Here is a 25,063-nt window from a genome sequence, read left to right on the forward strand (position 1 = left end):
CTGGATGTGCATGGCCCTAGCGAACCGGTGGAAACCGCGTGCTCCAGCGCGCTGGTGGCGATCCATCGCGCGGTGCGCGCCATCCGCCACGGCGATTGCGAGACCGCGCTCGCCGGCGGCATCAACACCATCGTGCTGCCCGAAGTGCATATCAGCTTCGACAAGGCCGGCATGCTCAGCCCCGACGGACGCTGCAAGACCTTCTCTCGCCACGCCGATGGTTATGGCCGCGGCGAAGGTGTCGGCATGCTGCTGCTCAAGGATCTGGCCGCCGCCGAACGCGACGGCGATGCGATCCACGCGGTGATCCGCGGGACAGCCGAAAACCACGGCGGCCGCGCCAGCTCCCTGACCGCGCCGAATCCCAAAGCCCAGGCCGAGCTGATCAAGGCCGCGATCCGCGATGCCGGTATCGATCCGGCCAGCGTGGGCTACATCGAAACGCACGGCACGGGCACCGAGCTTGGAGACCCGATCGAGATCAACGGGCTGAAGGCGGCATTCGAGGAACTGCGCATCGAGACGGGCGGCCCGGAGCAGGAGCCGGCCATCTGTGGGCTGGGTTCGGTCAAGACCAACATCGGCCATCTGGAACTGGCAGCGGGGGTGGCCGGGGTCATCAAGGTGGTGCTGCAACTGCGCCACCGCACGCTCGCGAAGAGCCTGCATAGCCAGGAGCCCAATCCCTACATCCGTCTGGGCGATAGTCCCTTCTATCTGGTGCAGCAGACCCAGCCCTGGCCTGCGCGCCAGGACGCCTCCGGCCGGTCCTTGCCGCGCCGCGCCGGGGTCAGTTCATTTGGTTTCGGTGGCGTCAACGCGCATGTGCTGCTGGAGGAGTATGCGACCGAGGCTGCACCTACCGCCGATGCGGGCGGCCCGCACCTGTTCGTGCTGTCGGCGAAACAACCGGCGCGTCTGCTGGAGCAGGCGGCGCGCCTCGCCGCCTTCATCCGGGACGAGTCGCGGCCCGGGTTCGCCGATCTGATCTACACCTTGCAGCGCGGCCGCGACGCGATGGAAGAGCGCGTCGCGTTCGTGGTTGCCGACTACCAGGAACTGGCGCAACGCCTCGACGACTTCCTGGGCGGCCGCGCCGGCGCCTGGCTGTATCGCGGCCGGGCGCGTCACGACAGTGAGGCGGCAGCACTCTTCGACAACGAGGAAGAGCAGCGCGAGACGGTGCGCGGCTGGATGGCCCAGGGTCGCCACGACAAATTGCTGCGGCTGTGGACCCAGGGCCTGGAGGTGGATTGGGGCGCGCTTTACAGCGGTGCGCTACCGCGCCGCGCGCATCTGCCCACCTATCCCTTCGCGCGCGAGCGCTACTGGCCCCGGTCCGCCCGAAAGGCCCAGCCCGAAATCCGCGCGAGCCTGCCCATGCAGGCCGCCCATCAAGACGAGCAGAGCCGGCACAGCGCCTTGCTGGACCAGCTCATCCACCGACAGATCAGCACCGACGAAGCCGTGCGTCTGGCGCTGAGTCAGGAACAGTCATGACCGATCAAGTTGCAGGGATTTACCGTCAAGTCGCCGCTGGCCAGATGAGCAAGGCTGAGGCGCTGCAGCGCCTGCGCGAACTGCAGGACAAGCCGTCCGGTAGCGGCGCCGCGCCGGTGTCCAACGCACGCGAGGCGGTGGCGCAGAAGCTGGCGGCACTGTATGCGGGCTTGTCCAAAATCGCCCTCGAAACCATCGATACGCTGGAGCCGCTCGCGTCCTACGGCATCGATTCGATCGTGATCGCCGGGATGAACCGCGAGCTGGGTGTGCACTTCGACGGTCTGTCCAAGACGCTGTTCTTTGAACACCGCAGCCTTGATAGCCTGGCCGGTTTCTTGTGGCAGCAGTATGCGGAGAACTGTCGCGCTTGGCTGAACCTTTCTGCGATTACGACGGTGCCCGCAACTACGATTGCGGACGCGCCTGCAACTTCGCCAGCAACTGCGACGTTGCCCACAGTTGCGACTGCGAACGCAACTACGACTGCGGATGCAACTACGCGCACAACTGCGACTGCGACTGCGCCCACTGCTGAAACAGCATCAGCAACGCCCCCCACCGACACCACCGCCTGGCCCCCGATCGCGATCATCGGCCTGAGCGGCCGCTACCCGCAGGCCGCCGACCTCGACGCGTTCTGGCGCAATCTGCGCGAAGGGCGCGACAGCATCGTCGAAGTGCCCGCCGAGCGCTGGCCGCTCGACGACTTCTTCGAGCCCGACCCGGACCGCGCGATCGCGAGCGGACGCAGCTACGCCAAATGGGGCGGCTTCCTCGAGGGCTTCGCCGACTTCGATCCGCTGTTCTTCAATATCTCGCCACTGGAAGCCATGGGCATGGACCCGCAGGAGCGCCTGTTCCTGCAGACCTCCTGGCACGCGCTGGAAGACGCCGGCTACACCCGCGACAGCCTCGCCGCCCGCTGCGGCAGCCGCGTGGGCGTCTTCGCCGGCGTTACCCGCAACGGCTTCGGCCTGCTCAGCGTCGAGGCCTGGCACGAAGGCAGCACGGTGTTCTCGCAGCCGGCCTTCAGCTCGATTCCCAATCGTGTGTCCTATGCGCTCGACCTGCGCGGCCCCAGCCTGCCGGTGGACACCATGTGTTCCTCCTCGCTGACAGCGATCCACGAAGCCTGCGCGGCTCTCCATCGCGGCGACTGCGTGATGGCGCTGGCCGGCGGGGTGAACCTGTGCGTGCATCCGGCCAGCTATGTGGGCCTCGCCACCGGCAAAATGCTCTCCACCGACGGACGTTGCCGCAGCTTCGGCGCGGGCGGCGACGGTTACGTGCCGGGCGAGGGCGTGGGTGTGGTCGTGCTCAAGCCGCTGGCCGCGGCGCTCGCCGACGGCGATCGCATTCATGGCGTGATCCGCGCCACCAGCGTCAACCACGGCGGGCGCACCAATGGTTTCACGGTGCCCAATCCGCTGGCGCAAGCGGAGCTGATCGCCGAAAGTTTGCGCAAGGCCGGCATCCATCCGCGCACGATCAGCTACGTGGAGGCGCACGGTACTGGCACGGCCTTGGGCGACCCGATCGAAATCAGCGGTCTCGCCCAAGCCTTTGCCCCGCATACCCAGGATCGCGGCTTCTGCGCGCTGGGGTCGGCCAAGTCGAACCTGGGCCATCTGGAGGCCGCCGCGGGCATCGCCGGTCTGACCAAGGTGCTGTTGCAGATGCGTCATGGCGAACTGGTGCCGAGCCTGCACGCCGAGGAACTGAATCCGAATATCGATTTCGACGGCACGCCTTTCGTCGTGCAGCGCTCGCTCGGCCCCTGGGCGCAACCGCATTTGAGCTTGGACGGCGAGGCGCGCAGCTATCCGCGGATTGCCTCGGTGTCTTCTTTCGGTGCCGGCGGCGCGAACGCACATCTGCTGGTTGAGCAATTCGAGGCACCGGCACACGCATCGACGCCGTCGGCATCTGTGCAGCCCCAGGCCATCGTGCTGTCCGCGCGCAATGAAGACCGCTTGCGGGCGATGGCGCAAGCCTTGCTGGAGGTCGTCGAAGGCGATGGTGATGGCGGTGTGGCTACCCCGGCGGCTGGGCTGAGCACCTGGTTGACCCACGAACTGGCCGCTATCGTCGGCGTTGATTCGTCGGCGATCGATGCACATGAGGCCTTGATCGATCTCGGCGTGGACGTTCTGCATCGCACGCGCTGGTATGAGCGGGTGCAGGAGCGCCTGCGCCTGTCCTGGTCGCTCAAGGATTTTCTTGATCAGGGCAGTGTGCAGCAACTGGTGGAAAGTCTGCTGCGCGAGCATGGCAGCGTGCTGTCCGCGCATTTCCCCGTTGCGTCTGTCACTACCGGGCTGTCGCTGGCCGACCTCGCCCATACCCTGCAGACCGGACGCGAGGCAATGCAGGAGCGCCTCGCTTTTGTGGCCGCCGATCTCTCACAGGTCGCCGCGGGTCTGCGCTGCTTTCTCGGTGATGGCGAAGCAGTCGAGTTATGGCACGGTCGCGCGCGGCGCGGCCGCTCGCTGCCGGCCCAGCCGGACGAGGCGCAGAGACTCGCCTGGGTTCGGGCGCAGGAATGGTCGCATCTCTTGCCTGCCTGGGTCGGCGGGCACGAGGTGGCGTGGCGGCAACTGCCGGGCACGCAGGGCGCGCGCCGCATCGGCTTGCCGGTCTACCCCTTTGCCACCGAGCGCTACTGGATCGATCCGCAAAGCCTGCGGCCGAGACCGGCTCGGGAAGTGGCAGCCAACCCCCGGCTGCATCCGCTGGCTCAGCAGCGCAGCGATGTCGCCGACGGGGTCGGTTTTCGCAGTCGCTTCAGCGGTGAGGAGAGTTTTTTTCGCGATCACCAGGTCGGCGGCCGGCGCATTTTTCCCGGCGTGGCCTACCTGGAAATGGCGCGCGCGGCGGCGAGTCTCGCTGCGGGCGGCACCGTGGTCCGTGGTTTGCGTAACGTGGTCTGGGCGCGTCCCGTCGAAGCCGGTGCTGAGGGCGTGGTGGTGGATCTGCGCCTGCAGTCGCAACAGGAGGGCGTCTGGCGCTATGAAGCGCTGGCCGCCGATGGCGCAAGCCACAGCCAGGGCCTCGTGAGCGCGGTGGCACCCGCAGCGTGTGCCGATCTGGATTTGACGCAGTTGCGCGCGCGTATGCAACACGGAACCGTCGAGGCCGCGACTTTCTACGAGGCCTATGCGGCGATGGGTATCGCCTATGGGCCGGCCCACCGCGGTTTCGTGCAGGCGGCGATCGGCGAGGGCGAACTGCTGGCCGAACTCTGTTTGCCTGCGGCTGTGCAGGTGGACGCACACGCTTATGTGCTGCACCCGAGTCTGCTGGATGCGGCCTTCCAGGCCACGCTTGGCCTGTACCTGCTCGGCTCGCGCGCGGATAGCGCCCAGGCGATGCTGCCGTTTGCACTGGAGACGCTGGAAATCCATCGCGCGTGCGGGGAGCGTGTCTGGGCCTGGATCCGCAGCAAGGGTGCCCGGGGTGGCGTAGAGAAATTCGACATCGAACTCTGCGATGCGCAGGGCCGTCTCTGCGTACGCATGCTGGGGTTCTCCTCGCGCGTGCTGGAGGCACCGGCCTCGGCTCCGGCTCTGGCAACCCCCAGCCTGATGCTCAGCACTCCCGCCTGGCGAGCCGCGCCGCTCGCGATGGCCCTGCCTGATCCCGCGCTCAAGCGTCGCGTGTTGCTCGTATCGATCGACTCGCAGCCAGGCTGGCAGGCGGCCGGCCTCGGTGAATCGCTCGAGGCGCGAGCAGCGCAGCCCGAAGAAGCCTGCGTCGCCCTGTATGCCCAGGTCTTCGAGCGGCTGAAATCGTGGCTCGAAGAGAAGCACCGCGAGACCTGCCTCTGGCAGGTCGCGATCGCGGGGCACGGCGTCGAGCTGTTGCTGGCGGGCCTGTCTGGCCTGCTGCGCAGCGCCGCGCAGGAAAGCCGCAAGCTGCTGGGCCAGTTGCTGATTCTCGAAGGGAACGAAGACCGGGCGAGCTTGCAGGCAAGGCTCGACGAGAATGCCGCCCAACCATTCGATGCGCTCGTGCGCTACCACGACGGGCGTCGCGAAACATGGTGTCTGCAGGAACTGCTCGCCGAGGCCACGCCGGCGCCGCTGCCCTGGCGGCAGGACGGGGTGTATCTGCTCAACGGCGGGGCGGGCGAACTCGGCCTGCTGTTCGCCGAGGAAATCACTCGCCGCGCGCCGGGCGCCACGCTCGTGCTGACGGGCCGCTCGGCGCTGGCGGCCGGCCGCCGCGCGCGCCTCGACGCGCTGCGGGAACAGGGCGTGCAGTACGTCTACGAACAGGTCGACGTGGCCAGGCGCGAGGCGGTGGAGGCCCTGGTCGCACGCATCACGGCTGAACACGGACGCCTCGACGGTGTCCTGCATATCGCGGGCGTATTGCGCGACAGCTACATCCTCAAAAAGGACCGCGCGAGCTTCGAACAGGTGCTGGCTCCCAAGCTGCTGGGCACGGCGCATCTGGATCGGGCTACCCGCGGACTGGCGCTGGATTTCTTCGTGATGTTCTCCTCCAGCGCGGCGATTTTCGGCAATTTAGGCCAGGTCGACTACGCGAGCGCCAATGGCTTCATGGATGCCTACGCGGCTTACCGGCAGGCCCAGGGCGGGTGCGGGCGCTCCCTCTCGGTGAACTGGCCGCTGTGGCGCGACGGCGGCATGGGCATGGAGGCGGCAACCGAGGAGATGATGCTCGCCAACACCGGCATGGTCGCGATGCGCACGCAGAGCGGCTTCGCCGCGTTCGCCCGCGCGCTCGTCAGCGGATTGCCGCAGGTGGCGGTGATGGAAGGGCTGGCTGAACGCATGCGTCAGAAGCTGCTTGGCGTGCCGGCGCCGGCCGTGGCGGCTGCTGCCACAGCTGCTGTTGCTGTCGAGTCGAAGGCAGTCGCCGCAGTGTCCACACCGCCCGCATCAGTTGCGCCCGCTGGGGTCGATCTGGGCGAACTGGTTGCGCGGGTGTCGCGCAGCCTGCGCCAGCTGGTCAGCGAGCTGCTGAAACTGGAGCTGGAACAGATCGACATCGAGGACGACCTGAGCGACTACGGTTTCGACTCGATCACCTTCACGAGCCTCTCCAACCGGATCAACAAGCAATTCGGCCTCGAGCTGATTCCGACGATCTTTTTCGAATACCCGGATATCGCCGGCCTTGCGGCCTATCTGGCCGAAGAGCACCAGGACGCCTTGATCGTCAGCCTGGGCATGGCTGTGCCCGTGGCCGGGGTGCTTCACGCGCCACCATCGGACGCGCTTTCCGCAACGCCTATCGACCGGCCCCACGACCCGCTTCACGAGTCATCTTCCGCGCCAGCCCTACCCACACCGGAGCTTCCCATGCCGCAGGCAGCAAGCCGCACGACGCCAGCGCCAGTGCCAGTGCCAGTGCCAGTGCCCGCGACGCCGGAGTCCGCGCCGCGCCGTGGCGTAGCCATCGTCGGCATGAGCGGTAACTTTCCCGGCGCCGATGGCGTGGATGCGCTATGGCAACTGCTGGAGCAGGGCGTCGACGCCATCAGCGAGGTGCCAGCGAGCCGCTGGGACTGGCGCAACTGCCTGCCCGCCGGAGAATCCGAAGCGGTGCGGGCGCGGGTGCGTTGGGGCGGCTTCATCGATGGCGTGGATCGCTTCGATCCGTTGTTCTTCGGCATCTCACCGCGCGAAGCCGAATTGATGGATCCGCAGCAGCGGTTGTTGCTCACCTATGCCTGGCTCGCCATCGAAGATGCCGGCTATGCGCCGCAATCGCTCGCCGGCAGCGACACCGGATTGTTCGTGGGCACGGCGGTGGGCAGCTACGGCAGCCTCGTCGTGCAGGCGGGGCGCAGCCAGGATGCCTATAACTCGACGAGTTCAGTGGCCTCGATCGGCCCGAGCCGGGTGAGCTATTTCCTGGACCTGCACGGCCCCAGCGAGCCGATCGAGACCGCGTGTTCCAGTTCCCTCGTGGCGGTGCATCGTGCGGTGCAGGCCATCGAAAGCGGCGCGTGCGAGTCCGTGCTGGCCGGCGGCATCAATACCATCGCCACGCCGGAGGCGCACATCGCCTTCAGCAAGGCCGGCATGCTGTCGGTGGACGGGCGGTGCCAGACCTTCTCCGCCAAAGCCAATGGCTATGTGCGCGGTGAAGGCGTGGGCGTGCTGTTCCTCAAGAACCTGGCCGCCGCCGAGCGCGACGGCGACACGATTCACGGTGTGATCATCGGTAGCGCAGAAAACCACGGCGGCCGCGCGACCTCGCTGACTGCGCCTAACCCGAAGGCCCAGGCCGCCCTGCTCAAGGCCGCCTACGCGAGAGCCGGCATCGATCCGCGCCAGCTCGGCTACATCGAAGCCCACGGCACGGGTACCGAGCTGGGCGACCCGATCGAGGTCAATGCGCTCAAAAGTGCCTTCAAGGATCTCTATCAGCGCGTCGGCGCCGATACCCCGGCGCAGGCGCACTGCGGCCTCGGTTCGATCAAGACCAATATCGGCCATCTGGAACTGGCCGCCGGCGTGGCGGGCATCATCAAGGTGTTGCTCCAGCTCAGGCATCGCACGCTCGTGCGCAGCCTGCACGGCGAGGAGGTCAATCCCTATGTGCAGCTCGAAGGCAGCCCGTTTTATCTGGTGCAGGAAAATCGTCCGTGGCAGGCGCCGCTCGATGCGCAAGGTCAGCCACAACCGCGCCGCGCGGGCGTCAGTTCGTTCGGTTTTGGCGGCGTCAATGCCCATGTGGTGATCGAGGAGTATCCGGCGCGGGCGCCGGCCGCAGCCGAGCCGGGGCAAGGCCCGGTGCTGGTGCCCTTGTCCGCGAAGAACGGCGCGCGCCTGCGCGAAGCGGCGGCGCGGCTGGCCGATTTCGCCGCAGCGCACGCCGACGATGCCGCGGTGGATCTCAGGGATCTCGCCTATACCCTGCAGGTGGGGCGCGACGCGATGGAGGTGCGCCTCGGCCTGATCGTGCAGGGCAAGGCCGAGCTGGCCCAGCGCCTGCGAGCATGGCTCGACGATGCAGCCAGCGGTGAGGTGATTCAGGGCGCGCGCGGCAAGGCGCAAAAAGAGGCGCTGGCCGCCTTCACCGGCGACGAGGAACTGGCCGGGGTGGTGGAGAACTGGTGGCACAAAGGCAAGCACGCCAGGCTGCTGGATGTGTGGGTCAAAGGGCTGGAGATCGACTGGACGCGTCTGCAGACAGGCGCCGGGCGCCGGCGCATCAGTCTGCCTGGTTATCCGTTCGCCGATGAGCGCTACTGGCTGAAGCCTGTGGTCACTGCGGCTGCTGTTGCGCCAGCCGATCGGCAAGCGGAACCGGCGTTGTTCTTCGAAGAATCCTGGCAGCAGTATCAACCGCAGCCACAGCCGCTCGCCGCCGCGCGGCCACGGACCCTGCTGTGCTGTCTGTCGCAAACCCGGCATCAACAGGCTTTGCGTGAGGCGCTGGCGCAGCGCTGCCCCGAACTGCAGGTGATCTTCCTGAGTCGTAGCCAGGCCGGGCAGGACCAGCCGCTGGATCCGCGCGAGCGGCGGGGCTGGACCGCTGCGCTGCTTGCGGCGGAGCAGGCCGGCGCGACGATCGATGCGCTCGCCTATCTGTGGCCGCTGGAAGAAGCTGGCCTGCGTCTTGCCGAGGCGGTGCCGGTGGGCCTCGTCCAGGCGTTGGGCGACATGACGACGCGGCCCGCGCGCCTGGTGCTCGGCGGCGAATACGCCGACGAACTCGAACGCAGCCAGCTGGAAGCATGGATTGGTCTCGAGCGTTCGCTGGGACTGGCGCTACCCGGCTGCAAGGCCGCGACGGTCTTGCGCGCAGCAGGGGATTCCGTCGATTGGGCGGTGTGGGCGCAGTTGCTGGACCTCAGCCTGAGTGAGGCCGAGCCACGCAGCCTGCTGGCCAATGAACAAGGCTTGCAGCGTCTGCGGGTGCAGCCGCTTGAGTTAACACAGGCCGGCACACCCGACCCGCAGGCACTGGGTCGTACCGTGCTGATCACCGGCGGCGCCGGCGGCCTCGGCCTGATCTTTGCCCGTCATCTGGCCGCCAGCCGCGGCTGCAATCTGGTGCTGGTCGGTCGCTCGCCGCTGGATGCCGCGCGCCGGGCTTCCCTGCAGGCGCTGCAGGCGGCGGGCAGCGAAGTCCTGTATCTGTCCGCCGATGTCGCCGACGTCGCGGCCATGCGTGAAGTGGTGGCACTGGCGAGAGCGCGCTTCGGCAGCATCGACAGCGTGATTCACGCGGCAGGACTGCAGCATGCCGTGCCGCTGGCCGACAAGCAGGCCGACGACGTTCGGCGCGTGCTCGATCCGAAGATCCGAGGTGCCCTGGTGCTGGACGAGGTGCTGGCAGCCGAGCCGCTGCGCTTCGTTTGTTACTTTTCCTCGAGTTCCGCCGTGCTCGGCGATTTCGGCTCCGGCGACTATGCCGTGGCCAATCGTTTCCTCGCCGCCTATGCGCTGGCGCGCGAGCAACGCCGTGCGCGTGGCGAATGCGCCGGGCGCAGCCTCGCGATCGAATGGCCGTTGTGGCGCGACGGCGGTATGGGCGTCGGCGACGATGAGCGCACGGCCTTCTACCTCAAGACGAGCGGCCAGCGTTTGCTGGAGCGGGCCGCGGGACTGGCGGTGTTCGAACGATTGCTGGCTGGCGCTCCGTCGCGTGTGCTGGTTCTGGTGGGTGAGCGCGAACGCCTGCATGGCTTCCTTGGCCTTGCCACCGTTGCCACTGTTGCGCCCGTCGTCGCGGCGGTGCCTGCTGTCGCGCCGCTGCTTCTGCCGCAGGGCTTGTCGCTGGAAGACAGCGTGGCCGCCGAATTGACCGCCTTGATCGGCCACCAGGTGAAGCTCGCGCCCGAGCAACTGGATGCCGATGCCAGCCTGGCCGACTTCGGTCTGGATTCGATCGGCCTCGCCGAGCTGGCCCGCCAGCTGAGCGCGGTTTACCGCATCGAGCTGGCGCCCTCGATCTTTTTCGCGTACTCGAATATCGCGCGGCTGGCCCAGTATTTTCTCGACAAACATCGTGGCGAGCTGGAGGCGCATTACCGCGAGTTGCGGTCCGGCGCGGTGGCTGTGGTGGAAGCGGAGCCCGTAGTCGCGCCGGCTGCGGCTTCTGGCGACGCTCAGGCCGCAGCGTCCGTAGACACTCGGGCAGCAGTGCCCATTGACACTCAGACGACGGTGCCCGGCGGCGCTCAGGCCGCAGCGCCTGTCGACACTCGGGCAGCAACGCGCGTCGACATTCAGGCAACAGCGCCCATCCGCACTCAGGCAGCCGTGCCCGTCGACACTCGGGCAACAGGGCTCATCGGCGCCCAGGCAGCAACGCCCATCAACACCCCCGCCCAGTCCGGCGTCCAGCCCACGCGGCGCGACGCGAACCCGTCACCGACGGCGCGCGAACCCATCGCGATCATCGGCATGAGCGGGCGCTTTCCCAAAGCGCGCGATATCGACGAGATGTGGCGGGTCCTTGTTGAAGGCATCGACGCGGTGGAGGAAATCCCGTCGGAGCGCTTCGACTGGCGCACCTACTACGGCGGCCGCGAAGTGCAGACGGGCAAGAGCAACAGCAAGTGGGGCGGTTGCATCGACGGCGTACGCGAATTCGATCCGCTGTTCTTCGAAATCTCCCCACGCGAAGCGCTCAGCATGGACCCGCGCCAGCGCCTGCTTCTGCAGGAGTCCTGGAATGCGCTCGAGGACGCCGGCTACGGCCCGCGCCAGTTGCGCGCGGGCACCGTCGGCATCTTCGTCGGCGTGGAAGAGGGCGATTACCAGCGCGTGGCGCCGGATCTGGGCGTGACGTCCAACCATAACGGCATCCTCGCCTCGCGCCTGGCCTATTTCCTCGATCTGAACGGCCCGGTGCTGGCGATCAATACGGCCTGCTCGTCCGCTCTCGTCGCGGTGCATCAGGCGTGCGCCAGCCTGTCGAGCGGGGAATGCGACACGGCTATCGCGGCCGGTGCGAACCTGATCCTCACGCCGGAACCGTATGTGGGCATGAGCCAGGCCGGCATGCTGTCGCCGGATGGCCAATGCCGCGCCTTCGATCAGACCGCCAACGGCATGGTGCCGGGCGAGGCCGTGGCGGTGGTGGTGTTGAAGCGCCTGTCGAGCGCGCTGGCAGACGGCGATCCGATCCGCGGCCTGATCCGGGGCAGCGGCATCAACAACGATGGCCACAGCAACGGCATCACAGCACCCAACGCGCTGGCGCAGACCAGCCTCGTGCGTCAGGTTCAGCGAGCCGCCGACGTGGTGCCGGCGCAGATCGATTATGTCGTGACTCACGGCACCGGCACGCGCCTCGGCGATCCCGTGGAAATCCAGGCGCTGGCCGAAGCCTTCGGGCCGTCGCCAGACGGCGAGGCCTATTGCGCCCTGACTTCGAGCAAGAGCAATTTCGGCCACACCTTCGCGGCCTCCGGTCTGGTCAGCCTGATCGGACTGATGCAGGCGTTCGAGCACGAAACCATTCCGCCCAGCCTGCATTGCACCGAGGAAAGCGACTTCATCGCCTGGCGCGACAGCGCCTTCTACGTCAACAAGACGACGCGGCCGTGGCCGCGCCAGACCCTGCGCCCGCGTCTCGGAGCAGTCAGTTCTTTCGGCATGAGCGGCACCAATGCGCACCTGCTGGTGCAGGAAGCGCCCGCGCTGGCCGTGCCCGTCGCGGCGGCGCCGCCCAGCGTGGTGCTGGCGCTGTCGGCCAAGACGGAAGCGGCTCTGCGCGAACGCCTGCTGGGCCTGCGCGACTGGCTGGCCAGCCCGGCGGCCGCGGCCTGCGAGCTGGCTTTGATCAGCCGTACGTTGCTGGATGGGCGTCATCATTTTGCGCATCGCGCCGCGGTCGTCGTGTCCGACAGGGCCGCGGCCATCGACGCGCTCGAACGTCTCGCAGCAGCGGATGGGACGGACGGGGCTGGCTACGCAGATGGTCCGAACTATCCGGACGGTCCCGCGTATTACCGGGGCAAGCAGCCGCGCGGCTTCAAGGGCGAGGAAGCCCTACGCCAACGTGCTGCGTCCTGGCCCGCGCAACGTCTGGACGATCCCGCTGCCTATCGCACACGGCTGCACGAGCTGGCGCAGCTGCATTGCCAGGGCTATGCCGTGGCATGGTCGGAACTGGACGGCCTGCAGGGGCTGCCCAGGATTCATCTGCCCGGCTATCCCTTCGCACGCGAATCGTATTGGCCCAAGGCGCGGACGCAATCGCTGGCCGAGGGGCCCGCCCAGTCGCCCACGGCTGCTGCTGCCTTCCAGGTAGCGACCCAGGCATCCACCGAGGTGCCCACCCAGGCACTCACTCAAGTGCCCGCAGCAGTGGCATTCGTTCAAGCACCTGCTCAAGCAACAACAGCGGCGGCACCCGCCCAGACACTCGCTCAAGTACCCGCGGCGGCGGCATTCGCTCGAGCATCGGCTCGAGCAACAACAGTGGCAGTACCCGCCCGTCCGATGCTGCGGCAAGACAGGTCCGACGAAACGCAGGGGCAATACACCGCGAACTTCAGCGGCGAGGAATTCTTCCTCACCGACCATCGCGTGCGTGGCCAGTCTGTATTGCCGGGAGTCGCTTACCTGGAGCTGGCGCGTGCCGCGCTCGAAATGCAGATCGGGCGTGCCGTGCAAGGCGGCTTGCAGGTGCAGCACGTTACCTGGGTGCAGCCTTTGCTGGTGGATGCGCCCGGAATCGAGGCGCGCATCGCCCTGCGTAGGCAGGAGAGCGGCGAATGGCGTTACGAGATCAGTAGCGGTGAAGTCGAGCGCCGTCTGCACGGCCAGGGCTTCTTGCGGCTGGACACGTTCGGCGAACCGGCCGCGCTGGATCTGCCGGGGCTGCGCCGCGCCTGCCAGTCAGGCACGCTCGACAGCGTGCCGTGCTACGCCGCCTACCAGTCGGTAGGAATTGAATACGGTCCCAGCTTCCGCGCCGTGCAGCGGGTCTGGGTGGGCGAGGGTGAGGCGCTGGCGCAGTTGCGCCTGCCGGCTACCGTCCAGCAGGGCAGCGACGCTTACGCCTTGCATCCGAGCATGCTCGATGGCGCGTTGCAGGCGAGCATCGGCCTGGCCATGGCGCAGGCGGCTCAGGGCGGGTCCGCGTTGAGCCTGCCGTTCGCTCTCGATAGTCTGGTCCTCTACCGGCCATGCCCGGCAGAAACCTGGGTGTGGATCCGCCCCACACCAGGCGCCCAGAGCAGCCGCGTGCGCAAACTGGATCTGGATCTATGCGACGCGCAGGGAAGGATCTGTGTCGCGTTGCGCGGTTTTTCCTCACGGCTGGTCGTGCAGCCGGCTGCGGCGCAGCCGGCCACTGGCGAAGCACCGGTTGAATCGAACAGTTCCGCCACGGCGCCGATGACCGGCGCGTGGCTGCCGGTCGGACCGACCGTGCTGGCGCCGGTATGGACGGCCCAGCTCGCCGAGCCTGCTCCGGCCTTGCCGGCGCCTGGGCGCCTGTTGCTGGTCGGCGGCGAAGCCGCCCAGCGCGAGACCTGGCAGCATGCCTGCCCGCAACTGATCACACTGAATCCGGACCCGGCGACGACGGTGGACGAACTGCGCCACCACCTCAGCGGGATCGGCGTCATCGACGAACTGGTGTGGATCGCGCCCGCACAAAGCAGCATGAATCCTGGCGACGAAGCGTTGCTGGAAGCCCAGGCTGGCGGCGCGCTGGCGCTGTTCCGTCTGATCAAGGCCTTGCTGGCCGAGGGCTACGCCAGCCGGCGACTCGCCTGGACCGTGATCACGCGCGCCACCCAGCAAGTGCATCCCATGGACGAAGTCGCGCCAGCTCATGCGACCGTGCACGGTCTGGCCGGCGCGCTGGCCAAGGAATATCCGCACTGGCCGCTGCGCTTGCTCGACCTCGATGCGCAGGGCGAGGACCCCACGCCGGCGCTGTGTCGCGCCGTGCCGCCCGGCGTGGGGGATAGCCGGGCCTGGCGGCGCGGCGAATGGTATGCGCGCGAACTGCTGGCGCTGACCGAGCCGACCCGCGGCGAGCGCCCGGCGCCGTATCGTGAGGCGGGCGTGTATGTGGTGATCGGCGGCGCCGGTGGTCTAGGCGAGGTATGGACGCGACATGTGATCGAGCATTACCGGGCCCAGGTCGTCTGGATCGGCAGGCGTGCGCCCGACGCGAGCTTGCAGGCACGCCTCACCGCCCTGTCATCCCACGGGCCGGCACCGGTCTACCTGCAGGCCGATGCCGGTGACCGGCTTGCTTTGGCCCAGGCCCGCGCGACGATCGTGCAGCGCTATGGCCGTATCCACGGCGTCGTGCATTCGGCGCTTGTCTTGCAGGACCGCAGTCTCGCGCGGATGGACGAGGCCACGCTGGAAGCGGCGCTGCGTCCCAAGCTCGACGTGAGCGTGCGCATGGCCCAGGTGTTTGCCGAAGACGCGCTGGATTTCGTGCTGTTCTTCTCGTCGATGATGAGTTTTTCCCGCGCTGCGGGGCAGGGCAACTATGCCGCCGGCTGCACCTTCAAGGATGCGCTGGCCGAGGCGCTCGGGCGCCACTGGTCCTGTGCGGTGAAGGTGATGAACTGGGGCTACTGGGGCAGCGTGGGCGTCGTCGCCGACGCGCGCTACCAGGAGCGCATGAGCCGGGCCGGCATCGGTTCGATCGAGGCGGACGAGGCGATGGCCGCGCTGGAGCGCCTGCTCAGCGGGCCGGACGCGCAACTGGGACTGATCAAGCTGAGCCGTGCCCAGAGCGTGGAAGGCATCCGCGCCGATCTGCGTGGCGAACGCTATGGCGCCCCGGTGCCCGCACTGTTGCCGCAGCTCGCCGCCCGGGCGCTGCCGCCCGCGCATAACGAGCGGCGCGCAGCTGCACAGGCAGCCCTGCCGCCGCAGGCGATGCAGGCGCTGAGCCTGCGCCTGCTGGGTCAGGTCTTGCGCAGCTTCTCGACGGATGGCCGGCATCTGTCTGGCCGCAGCACGGGTCTCGGTCTCGCCGGGCATTACCAGCGCTGGTACGACACCAGCCTGCGCCTGCTGGCCGCGGGTGGGCAGCTGGAACCGCTGACGAACGGCGACTATCGCATCCTCGGCGCGCAGCAGGACGCGTGGCCCGAGTGGGAAGCCGCCCGCGCGCCCTGGCTCGCGGATCCGCAGCAACAGGCCTGGGCGCAACTACTGGAAGTGTGCTTGCGTGCTTTGCCCGACCTGCTGGTGGGACGCCGCAAGGCTACCGACGTGATGTTCCCGAATTCCTCGCTGCGGCTCGTCGAAGGCATCTATCGCGGCAATCCGATTGCCGATCTGTACAACCAGATCCTGTTCGACGCAGTGGAAGCGTATGTGCAGGAGCGCCTCGCACGCGACCCGCAGGCGCAATTGCGCGTGCTGGAGATCGGCGCCGGCACCGGCGGCACCAGCGCCGGCCTGCTGCAACGGCTGGACCGCTATGCCGGGCATATCGCCGAGTACTGCTACACCGATCTGTCCAAGGCCTTCCTGCTGCATGCCGAGCAGCACTACGCGCCGGGCCGGGCGTATCTGCGCACCCAGCGCTTCAACGTAGAGGAGCCGCCGCAGAACCAGGGCATCGCCGTCGATACCTACGATGTCGTCGTCGCCGCCAATGTGCTGCACGCGACCGCGAATATCCGCTGCACCCTGCGGCACGCCAAGGCGCCGTTGCGCGCCGGCGGCGTGCTGGTGCTGAACGAGCTGGGCGAGCTGAGCCTGCTGACCCATCTGAGCTTCGGGCTGCTGGACGGCTGGTGGCTGTATGAAGATCCGGCGCTGCGCCTCGACGGCTCGCCGGGTTTGTCGGCGGGGAGCTGGGAGCGTGTGCTGGCTGAGGAAGGCTATGCGCCGCTGTGGCGTCCCGCCGCGGACTGCAACCTGTATGGCCAGCAGGTGCTGCTGGCACAAAGCGATGGCCGGGTAAAGCGTACCGTGGCCGTGCAGGCGCCGTCCGCCGCGGTGCAGCCGCCCGCCGGTTCGCAGCCGGCTGCGGCTGTTTCGGCACAGTCTGCGCCGGTGTTCGAGCCGGTGTTCGACGCGGTAATTGAGCCCGTGTTTGCACCAGCGCCGCAGGATCTCGAGCAGGCCGTGGCCGATCATGTGCGGGAGCTGCTGCGCGACTGCATCGGCCAGGGACTGGACCTGGATCCGGCGACCATCGAGGCCGATCGCAGCTTCTCCGAATACGGCGTCGATTCAATCCTGGCGGTGCAACTGGTCAACGAGATCAATCGACGGCTGGGCATCGTGCTGCAAACCACGGTCCTGTTTGACTACAGCCATCTGGACGCGCTGGCGGCACATCTGGAACAGGAATTTCAAGAGGCGTTGCGCGCGAGCCTGCCCAGGCAGGCTGCTGCTCCGGTGTCCGCTGCTCCCGTGCCCGTGCCTTCGCCTTCGCCTTCGTCGACGGAGCCAGACAGACGCTCGCCGATGGCTCCGGCCGCGCAGATCGCGCCGGTCGCACACGCCACACACGCCACACACACCGCATCGGCCGCACCGATCGACGGCACCCGCAGACGCGCGTTGATCAGCGGTCCCGGTCAGATTCAAGACCTGCGCCTCGTCGATGCCGAGCCAACGCCGGCCTTGCAGCCGCAGCAGGTGCGCATCGCCGTGCGTGCCAGCTCGCTGAATTTTTCCGACCTGCTGTGCGTGATGGGCCTGTATCCGAACATGCCGCCATATCCGTTCACGCCGGGCACGGAGGCGAGCGGCCTCGTGCTCGAAGTGGGCAGTGCCGTCGGCTCGCTGCGTCCTGGCGACGAGGTGGTCTGCCTGGGGCAGGGCTGTCATGCGTCCGAGGTGATCTGCAACGAGGCCCAGGTCTGGGCCAAGCCACCTCAATTGAGTTTCGAGCAGGCCTGCGCGCTGCCGGTGGTGGCCCTGACCATGATCGATGCGTTCCACAAGGCCGATCTGCAACCGGGCGAAAGCATCCTGATCCAGACCGCTGCCGGCGGCACGGGCCTGATCGCCCTGCAACTGGCCCGTCACTACGGCGCGACGATATTCGCCACCGCCGGATCGCAGGAGAAGCTCGACTACCTGGCGGCTCAGGGCGCGCACCATCTGATCAACTATCGCGAGCAGGATTTCGAGGCTGAGGTGGCCAGGTTGACTGGCGGCCGCGGCGTCGATGTGGTGATCAACACGCTGTCTGGCGATGCCATTGCGAAGGGCTTGCGCAGCCTGGCGCCTGGCGGGCGCTACATCGAGATCGCGATGATGGCCCTGAAATCGGCCCATGCAATCGATCTGTCGGTGCTCAATAACAACCAGAGCTTTTTCAGCGTGGATCTGGCGCGCCTGATCGCCGAGCGGCCGCGCAAGCTGGAGCAGTATCAGCGCGAACTGGCCGTGCTGGTGGAGCAGGGCGTGCTGCAGCCCACCGTGGCGCAGGTATTCCCCTTCGAGCAGTTGCACGAGGCGTACCGCTATCTGCAGGATCGCCGCAATATCGGCAAGGTGGTGGTGCAGGTTCCGCAAGCCGTCGAGCCCGTGCAAGGCGAGCGCGTGCCGACGGCCAGTGCGGCGCAGGCTCCGAATGCCTTCGATGAACCCATCGCGGTGATCGGCATGAGCGGCCGCTTCGCCCACTCTCCGGATCTGGCGAGTTTCTGGTCTCATCTCGCCGACGGTCACGACCTCGTCGACACGGTGTCGCGGTGGGAGCTGGAGCCGGGCGAGGGACGTTGCCGCCATGGCAGTTTCCTCGACGGCATCGATCGTTTCGATCCGCTGTTCTTCCGCATGTCGGGGCTGGAAGCCACCTACATGGATCCGCAGCAGCGCCTGTTCCTCGAAGAGGCCTGGCACACGCTGGAAGACGCCGGCTACGCGGGCGAGGCGGTCAAGGGCAAGCTGTGCGGCGTGTACGTGGGCTGCACCGGCGGCGACTATGCCCACCTGTTCACGAGCGCACCGCCGCCGCAAGCCTTCTGGGGGAATTCCGGCGCGCTGATCCCCGCGCGGATCGCCTATTGCCTGGATCTGCAAGGCCCGGCGGTGGCGGTGGACACCGCCTGTTCCAGCTCGCTGGTGGCGGTGCATCTGGCCTGCCAGGGTCTGCGCGCAGGCGAGACCGAACTGGCGCTGGCCGGCGGCGTCTTCGTGCAATCGACGCCCGGTTTCTATATGGCCGCCAATCCCGCCGGCATGCTGTCGGCGACCGGTCGCTGCCATACCTTCGACGCGAACGCCGACGGTTTCGTACCTGGCGAGGGTGTGGGCGCGATCCTGCTCAAACGGCTCAGCGATGCGATCGCCGACGGCGATCATATTCACGGCGTGATCCGCGGCAGTGCGATCAATCAGGACGGTCACAGCAATGGCATCACGGCGCCCAGCGCCCGTTCACAGGAGCGGCTGGAACGTCAGGTCTACGACCGCTTCGGCGTGCACCCGGAGACCTTGCAGATGGTCGAGGCGCACGGCACCGGCACGCGGCTGGGCGACCCGATCGAATATCACGCACTGAGCAAGGCCTTTGGCCATTACACCCAGCGCCCGGGGTTCTGCGCCCTGGGTTCGGTCAAGACCAATATCGGCCACCTGGCCAATGCCGCAGGCATCGCCGGGATACTGAAGATCCTGCTGGCGCTGCGGCACCGGCAACTGCCGCCTTCACTGCATTTCCAGCGCGGCAATCCGGCGATCGCTTTCGAAGGCAGTCCGTTCTATGTCAACACCGAGCTGCGCCCCTGGCCCGCTGGAGAGCGTGCGCCACGGCGCGCCGCGGTCAGCTCATTCGGCTTTAGCGGTACTAATGCGCACATGGTGATCGAAGAGGCACCGTCTGCGGTGCGTGTGCGTTCAGGTCGCATTGGGCGCGACCTGGAGCTGGTGGCGCTGTCGGCGCGCACGGCAGGGCAGTTGCGTCAGCAGGCGGAGAACCTGCTGGCTTATTGCCAGGCCGAGGCCCAGGCCAGCCTCGGCGATATCGCGCACACGTTGCTTACCGGTCGCGAGCATCGCGGCCATCGGCTGGCCGCGGTCGTGCGGAGTGCCGCCGAGCTACAGCAGGTGCTGACGGCGTGGCTGGAACGGGGCGAGCGCATCGGCCTGCATCTGGGCGAGCTGGACGAAGGCGGCGTGCGCGAACAGGTGGAGCAGCGCCGCCTCGGTCAGGCCGCCATCGACGCGGTCCGCAACGGTCAGTTCGATCGGCTGCAGACGGTCGCCGAGCTGTTCGTGCAAGGCTACAAGCTCACCTATGCAAGCCTGTTCGGTTCGGGTTATCGACGACTGGCTCTGCCGACTTATCCGTTTGCGCAAGAGTTGTATTGGGTCAACGATTCGCTGCAGCGTTCGCCTGCGCCGATGGGTGCCACCACGCCGGCGCCGACAGCAGTGGCGTCCCACGGGCCTGCCGCTGCGCCGGTCGTGGCTGTGTCCGTCGCTCAACCGCAGGCGGGCGTCGCGGCGCGGGCAGCGTTCGCGTCTCCCGTGTCTCACACATCGGCGGCCGTTTCCGGCAAGCCGACGGCAGCGCTACGCGAAGCCAGCGTGGCGTATCTGAAGCAACTGGTCGCCACCACCCTGAGGGTCTCGCCTGCCGAAATCAGTGCGCACGAACCGCTCGAGCGCTACGGCATCGATTCCATTCTGGTCGTGCAGCTCACCGATAGCCTGCGCCAGCATTTCGACAGCGTCAGCAGCACCTTGCTGTTCGAGGTGCAGACCATCGACGCGCTAGCCGAGCGCCTGCTCGCCACCGAGGCGCCCGCTTTGGCGCGGCAAGTGGGACTGGAAGTCGTCGCGCCGGCGCAAGCGGTGGCGGTCGCCGAGGAGCACGTGACGGCAGAAGCGCTGGCGGCAGAACCGGTGGTCGCACAGCAGCCGGTGATTGCGCAGCAACCAGTGGTCGTGCAGCAGCCGGTGATTGCGCGGCAACCAGTGATCGCAGAGCAGCCAGTGATCGCACAGCAACCAGCGGCCGCACAGCAACCGGTGGTCACACAGCCACCAGCGATCGCATCCACCGAATCAGAACAACCCGCAACCCGCGCCGACATGGCCGTGATCGGGCTCAGCGGCCGTTATCCGAAGGCCGCCGATCTGCACGAGTTCTGGCAGAACCTGCGCAACGGCCGCGACTGCATCGACGAGGTGCCGGCCGGGCGCTGGGACTGGCGCGAGTATTTCGACGCCGAACGCGGTCAGGCTGGGCACAGCTATAGCCGCTGGGGCGGTTTCATCGATGGTGTGGATCGCTTCGACCCGCGCTTCTTCCGCATCCCGCCGAGCGAGGCCGAGTACATCGATCCGCAGGAGCGCCTGTTCCTGCAGATCGCCTATCAGGCGATCGAGGATGCCGGTTACACGCCAGCCAGTCTGAGCGCAGACAAGCGAGTCGGTGTCTTCGTAGCGGCGGTCAACAGCACCTACACCTTGCTGCCCAGTCACTGGTCGATCGCCAACCGGGTGTCCTTTGCGCTGGATTTCAACGGCCCCAGCCTCGCGGTCAACAGCGCCTGTTCCTCGTCGCTGACGGCGCTGCATCTGGCGATGGACAGCCTCGCCCACGGCAGCAGCGAGGTCGCCCTGGTGGGCGGCGTAAGCCTCGTGCTGCACCCGGAGCATTTCAACCGGCTCGCGGCCATGGGGATGTTGTCCAGCGACGCCCATTGCCGCCCGCTCGGCGAGGATGCCGACGGCTTTGTCGACGGCGAGGGTGTCGGCGCACTACTGCTGAAGCCGTTGCAACGCGCGGTCGAGGATGGCGACCAGATCTACGGCGTGATCAAGGGCAGCATGCTCAACGCCAGCGGCAAGACCCGCAGCTTCGTGGTGCCCAATGCCGCCGCCCAGGCGCGCCTTGTGACCGAGGCAATGGCACGTGCGGGCGTTGCCGCGGAGACGATCAGTTACCTGGAAGCGCACAGCAACGGTGGCGTGCTCGGCGACCTCACCGAAATGCAGGGTCTGGCCGAGGCCTTTGCCGGCACGGCCGGGCAGGGCCATCGGTGCGCCATCGGTTCGGTGAAATCGAATATCGGCTATTGCGAGTGCGCGGCGGGCATCGCGGGCCTGACCAAGGTTCTGCTGCAGTTACGGCATGGCGAACTGGTGCCGACCCTGCATGCGCAGCGCGCCAATCCGAAGATCGAATTTGCCGGCACGCCCTTCGTGCTGCAGCAGGAACTGGGCGCATGGCCGCGCTCGGGTGATCATCCGCGCCGCGCGGGCGTGTCGGCCTTTGGCATGGGCGGCTCTTACGCCCATGTGATCGTCGAGGAATACATCGCACCGGTATCGCAAGAGCGCGAGGTGCCGGCAACGGCGCTGCCGATCGTCGTGTCGGCGGCGAATGCCGAGCGCCTGCGTGCGGTGGCCGGGCGCCTCGCCAGCTTCCTCGAGAGTGCGACCGGTCGCGAGCTGAGCCTGGCTGACCTTGCCTACACGCTGCAGGTCGGGCGCGAGTCCCTGAGTGAGCGCGTCGGTTTTATCGCCGGGTCGGTGGAGCAGGTGCGCGAGGTGTTGCGTGCCTATGCCGAGGAACGCGAGGTGCCGCTGCCGCTGGTGCGCGCGAGCCTGGGCACGGGTGGCGACGGTTGGGCGAGTTTCGCCGACGACGAGGACTTCGGTCGCACCGTCGAGCAATGGATCGCCCGCGAAAAATACGCCGCGCTGCTGGACCTATGGGGGCGCGGTTATCCGTTGGACTGGCGGCGCCTCCATGCCACACACCGTCCTCGCCGGGTCAGTCTGCCGGGTTATCCGTTTGCCGAGGAAAGCTACTGGCTCCCCGAGGCGTTGCGTTATGCCGGCCTGCTCGAGGACGAAGACGAGGACAACGACGAGGGCGAAACAGACGACTTCGACGCCACGCATTTCGAACCGGCCCAGCCGGCGGGAGAACAGTCTTGAAGTACGACCCGAACACCGGTTTCGGCCACGCGCCGCATTCGCCGGACGATGCCATGCAGACTCGCCCCGATGCCCTCGCGAGGCGCGGCCCGCCAGGGCATGTAGATACGGCCATCATCGGCATGAGTGCCCGCTATCCCAAAGCCGGCGATTGGCGCGCGTTCTGGGAGAACCTGCGCGCGGGGCGCGATTGCATCAGCGAAATCCCGCCTGAGCGCTGGGACTGGCGGGCTCATTACGACGAGTCGCGCGGCACGTCCGGACGCAGCTATACGCGCTGGGGCGGTTTCGTCGACGACATCGACCGCTTCGATCCGCGCTTTTTCTGGATCGCGCCCAGCGAGGCCGAGCATATCGATCCGCAGGAGCGCCTGTTCCTCGAGAGCGCCTACCTGTTGATCCAGGACGCCGGTTATACCCCGGCGAACCTGAGCACGAGCCGGCGCGTCGGGGTTTTCGTCGGCGCCTCGAACAGCAGCTACTCGCTGGTGGCCAGCCAGTCCCAATGGACGCTCGCCAACCGGGTGTCGCATGTGTTCGATTTCAACGGCCCCAGCATGGTGATCAACAGCGCCTGCTCGTCGTCGCTGAGCGCGATCCATGTCGCGCTGGAAAGCCTCGCCACCGGCACCAGCGACGTGGCGATCGCCGGTGGGGTCAACCTGATCATGCATCCCTCGCACTATGCCCGGCTGGCCTCGGTCGGCATGCTGTCGGCCGGCCCGCACTGCCGTGCGTTCGGCGCGGATGCGGACGGTTTTGTCGACGGCGAGGGGGTGGGCGCGGTCCTGCTCAAACCCTTGCAGCGCGCACTCGAGGATGGCGACCAGATCTACGGCGTGATCAAGGGCAGTGCGCTCAACGCCGGCGGCAAGACCTTCCGCTATACCGTGCCGAACCCGCTGGCGCAGGGGCGGCTCGTCGCCGAGGCGATCGCTCGCGCCGGTTTCACGCCGCAAAGCATCGGCTGTGTGGAGGCGCATGGTTCCGGCACCGACTTCGGCGACGCACTCGAGGTCCGCGGTCTCAGCGAAGCGTTCGGTGCGACCGCTGTCGCGGCCCCGTGGTGCGCGCTGGGTTCGGTCAAGTCCAATATCGGCCACGGCGAAGGCGTGGCCGGCATCGCCGGCCTGACCAAGCTGATCCTGCAGATGCGCCATGGCCAGTTCGCGCCCAGCCTGCATGCGCAGACGCTCAATCCCAGGATCGATTTCGCCGGCACGCCGTTCACCGTGCAACGCGAGCTGGCGCCGTGGCCGCGTCCAGCCGGCCATCCGCGTCGCGCGGGGGTTTCGTCCTTCGGTGCGGGCGGCGCGAACGCGCATCTGCTGATCGAGGAATATGTGGCACCCGCCGCGCCCGCCGCATCTGTGGCAGCCAATCCGGACGCGCCCGCGCTGATCGTGCTGTCGGCCGCGAATCCCGATCGCCTGCACGCGGTGGCCCAGCGCCTCGCAGACTTCCTTGATGGCGAGTTCGGCCGCGATATCACCCTGGCCGAGCTGGCCTACACCCTACAAGTGGGCCGCGAGGCCTTGAGCGAGCGCCTCGGTTTTGTCGCCGGGTCGCTCGCGCAGGTCCGCGTCTGTCTGGATGCCTTCCTGCACGATCGTGACGCCGGACAGCTCTTGCTGCGTACCAGCGTGGGCCGTGGCCGCGATGGCTGGACCGCCTTGCTGGAAGACGAGAGCTTCGCCGCCACCGTGCGCGGCTGGGTTGAACGCGGCAAGTACGATCTGTTGCTGAACCTGTGGGGGCAGGGGCAGGCGCTGGACTGGTCGATGCTCTACCGCGAGGCGCGACCGCGTCGTGTGAGCCTGCCGGGCTACCCGTTCGAGGGCGAGCGTTACTGGGCCCCCGCCTCGGTGCGCTATGCCGGGGCGAGGCGCAGCCGGCGCCGGCGACCCGTCGCCGGTCCCGCTGCTGCAGTTTCATCGGCAACTTCGTCGGCAACTTCGTCGGCAACTTCGTCGGCACCGGTCAGCGCAGCCAGCGGAGTGGCAACACCGTTGGCCGCACTGCAAGCCCAGGTGCGTACCGTGGTAGCGGCCCTGCTCAAGGTCGAGCCGGAGGAAATCGAGTCAGGGCAGAGCATCGGCGATTACGGCCTGGACTCGATCGGCCTCACCCATCTCGCCAACCAGCTCAACCTGCGCTTCGGCAGTGCGTTGCAGCCTACCGATTTCATGGAGCTGGAAACGGCCAGTGTCGAGCGCATTGCCCGTCTGCTCCAGCAGCAATTGCCCATCGCCGGCACGACCGGAACACCGGCCCGAGCCCAGCCGCATCCACCTCGCGACACCCAGTCGACGCGTTCCGGCCCAGGTTCCGGCCCGGCTCCCGGTGGCGTACCAGCGACGCACGGCGTACGCGCCACCCGTCACGGCGACCCGTTGCAGGAACAGGTGCGTCAGGCGGTGGCGGCCTTGCTCAAGGTGGACATCGAGGAGGTCGAGCCGGATCTCGACATCAGCGATTACGGGGTGGACTCGATTGGCTTCACCTACCTGGCCGACCGCCTTAACGAACAACACGGCACCCGTCTGCGGCCGACCGATTTTTTCGAACTGGACCAGGTCAGTGCGATCCGGATCGCACGCCTGCTGCGGCAAGCCTTGGCCACGCGCGACGTGAGCGAGGCGGCCCAATCCCTGGTGGCGGCTGGCGGGCGATGAACAGCGCCGCCGGCATCCCGATTCCAAGCTGAGTGGAGGACTTTT

The 25,063-nt window shown here is 67.5% G+C and carries 3 protein-coding genes (1 of these 3 running past the window's edge); all 3 read left to right on the plus strand.

All coding sequences use genetic code 11. The annotated features are described in order from the left end of the window. Tightly spaced (each overlapping or abutting the next), the 3 genes in view from BWP39_RS00005 to BWP39_RS00015 form a layout consistent with a single transcriptional unit that may run on beyond the window. A protein-coding gene (locus BWP39_RS00005; RefSeq protein WP_207556499.1) for an SDR family NAD(P)-dependent oxidoreductase crosses the window boundary here: on the plus strand, nt 1–1,500 show its end. Its footprint begins 15,285 nt before the window's first position; the window shows 1,500 of its 16,785 coding nt (coding positions 15,286–16,785); its start codon lies off the left edge, out of view; it ends in the stop codon at nt 1,498–1,500. After that, nucleotides 1,497–22,343, plus strand: coding sequence for an SDR family NAD(P)-dependent oxidoreductase (locus BWP39_RS32040; protein WP_096716360.1), 20,847 nt, complete (start codon nt 1,497–1,499; stop codon nt 22,341–22,343). The genes BWP39_RS00005 and BWP39_RS32040 overlap by 4 nt, the downstream gene beginning before the upstream one ends. Next, complete coding sequence (locus tag BWP39_RS00015) at nt 22,340–25,018, plus strand: beta-ketoacyl synthase N-terminal-like domain-containing protein (protein WP_170043813.1); 2,679 nt, start codon at nt 22,340–22,342, stop codon at nt 25,016–25,018. The genes BWP39_RS32040 and BWP39_RS00015 overlap by 4 nt, the downstream gene beginning before the upstream one ends. The last annotated feature ends 45 nt before the right edge of the window (nt 25,019–25,063 follow it).

It is taken from the genome of Paraburkholderia acidicola (assembly GCF_002362315.1).
Taxonomy (GTDB): domain Bacteria; phylum Pseudomonadota; class Gammaproteobacteria; order Burkholderiales; family Burkholderiaceae; genus Paraburkholderia; species Paraburkholderia acidicola.

Bases quoted from the DNA above. Each gene is read 5' to 3' on its own strand.
- BWP39_RS32040 (WP_096716360.1), top strand. From the start codon at position 1,497: ATGACCGATCAAGTTGCAGGGATTTACCGTCAAGTCGCCGCTGGCCAG.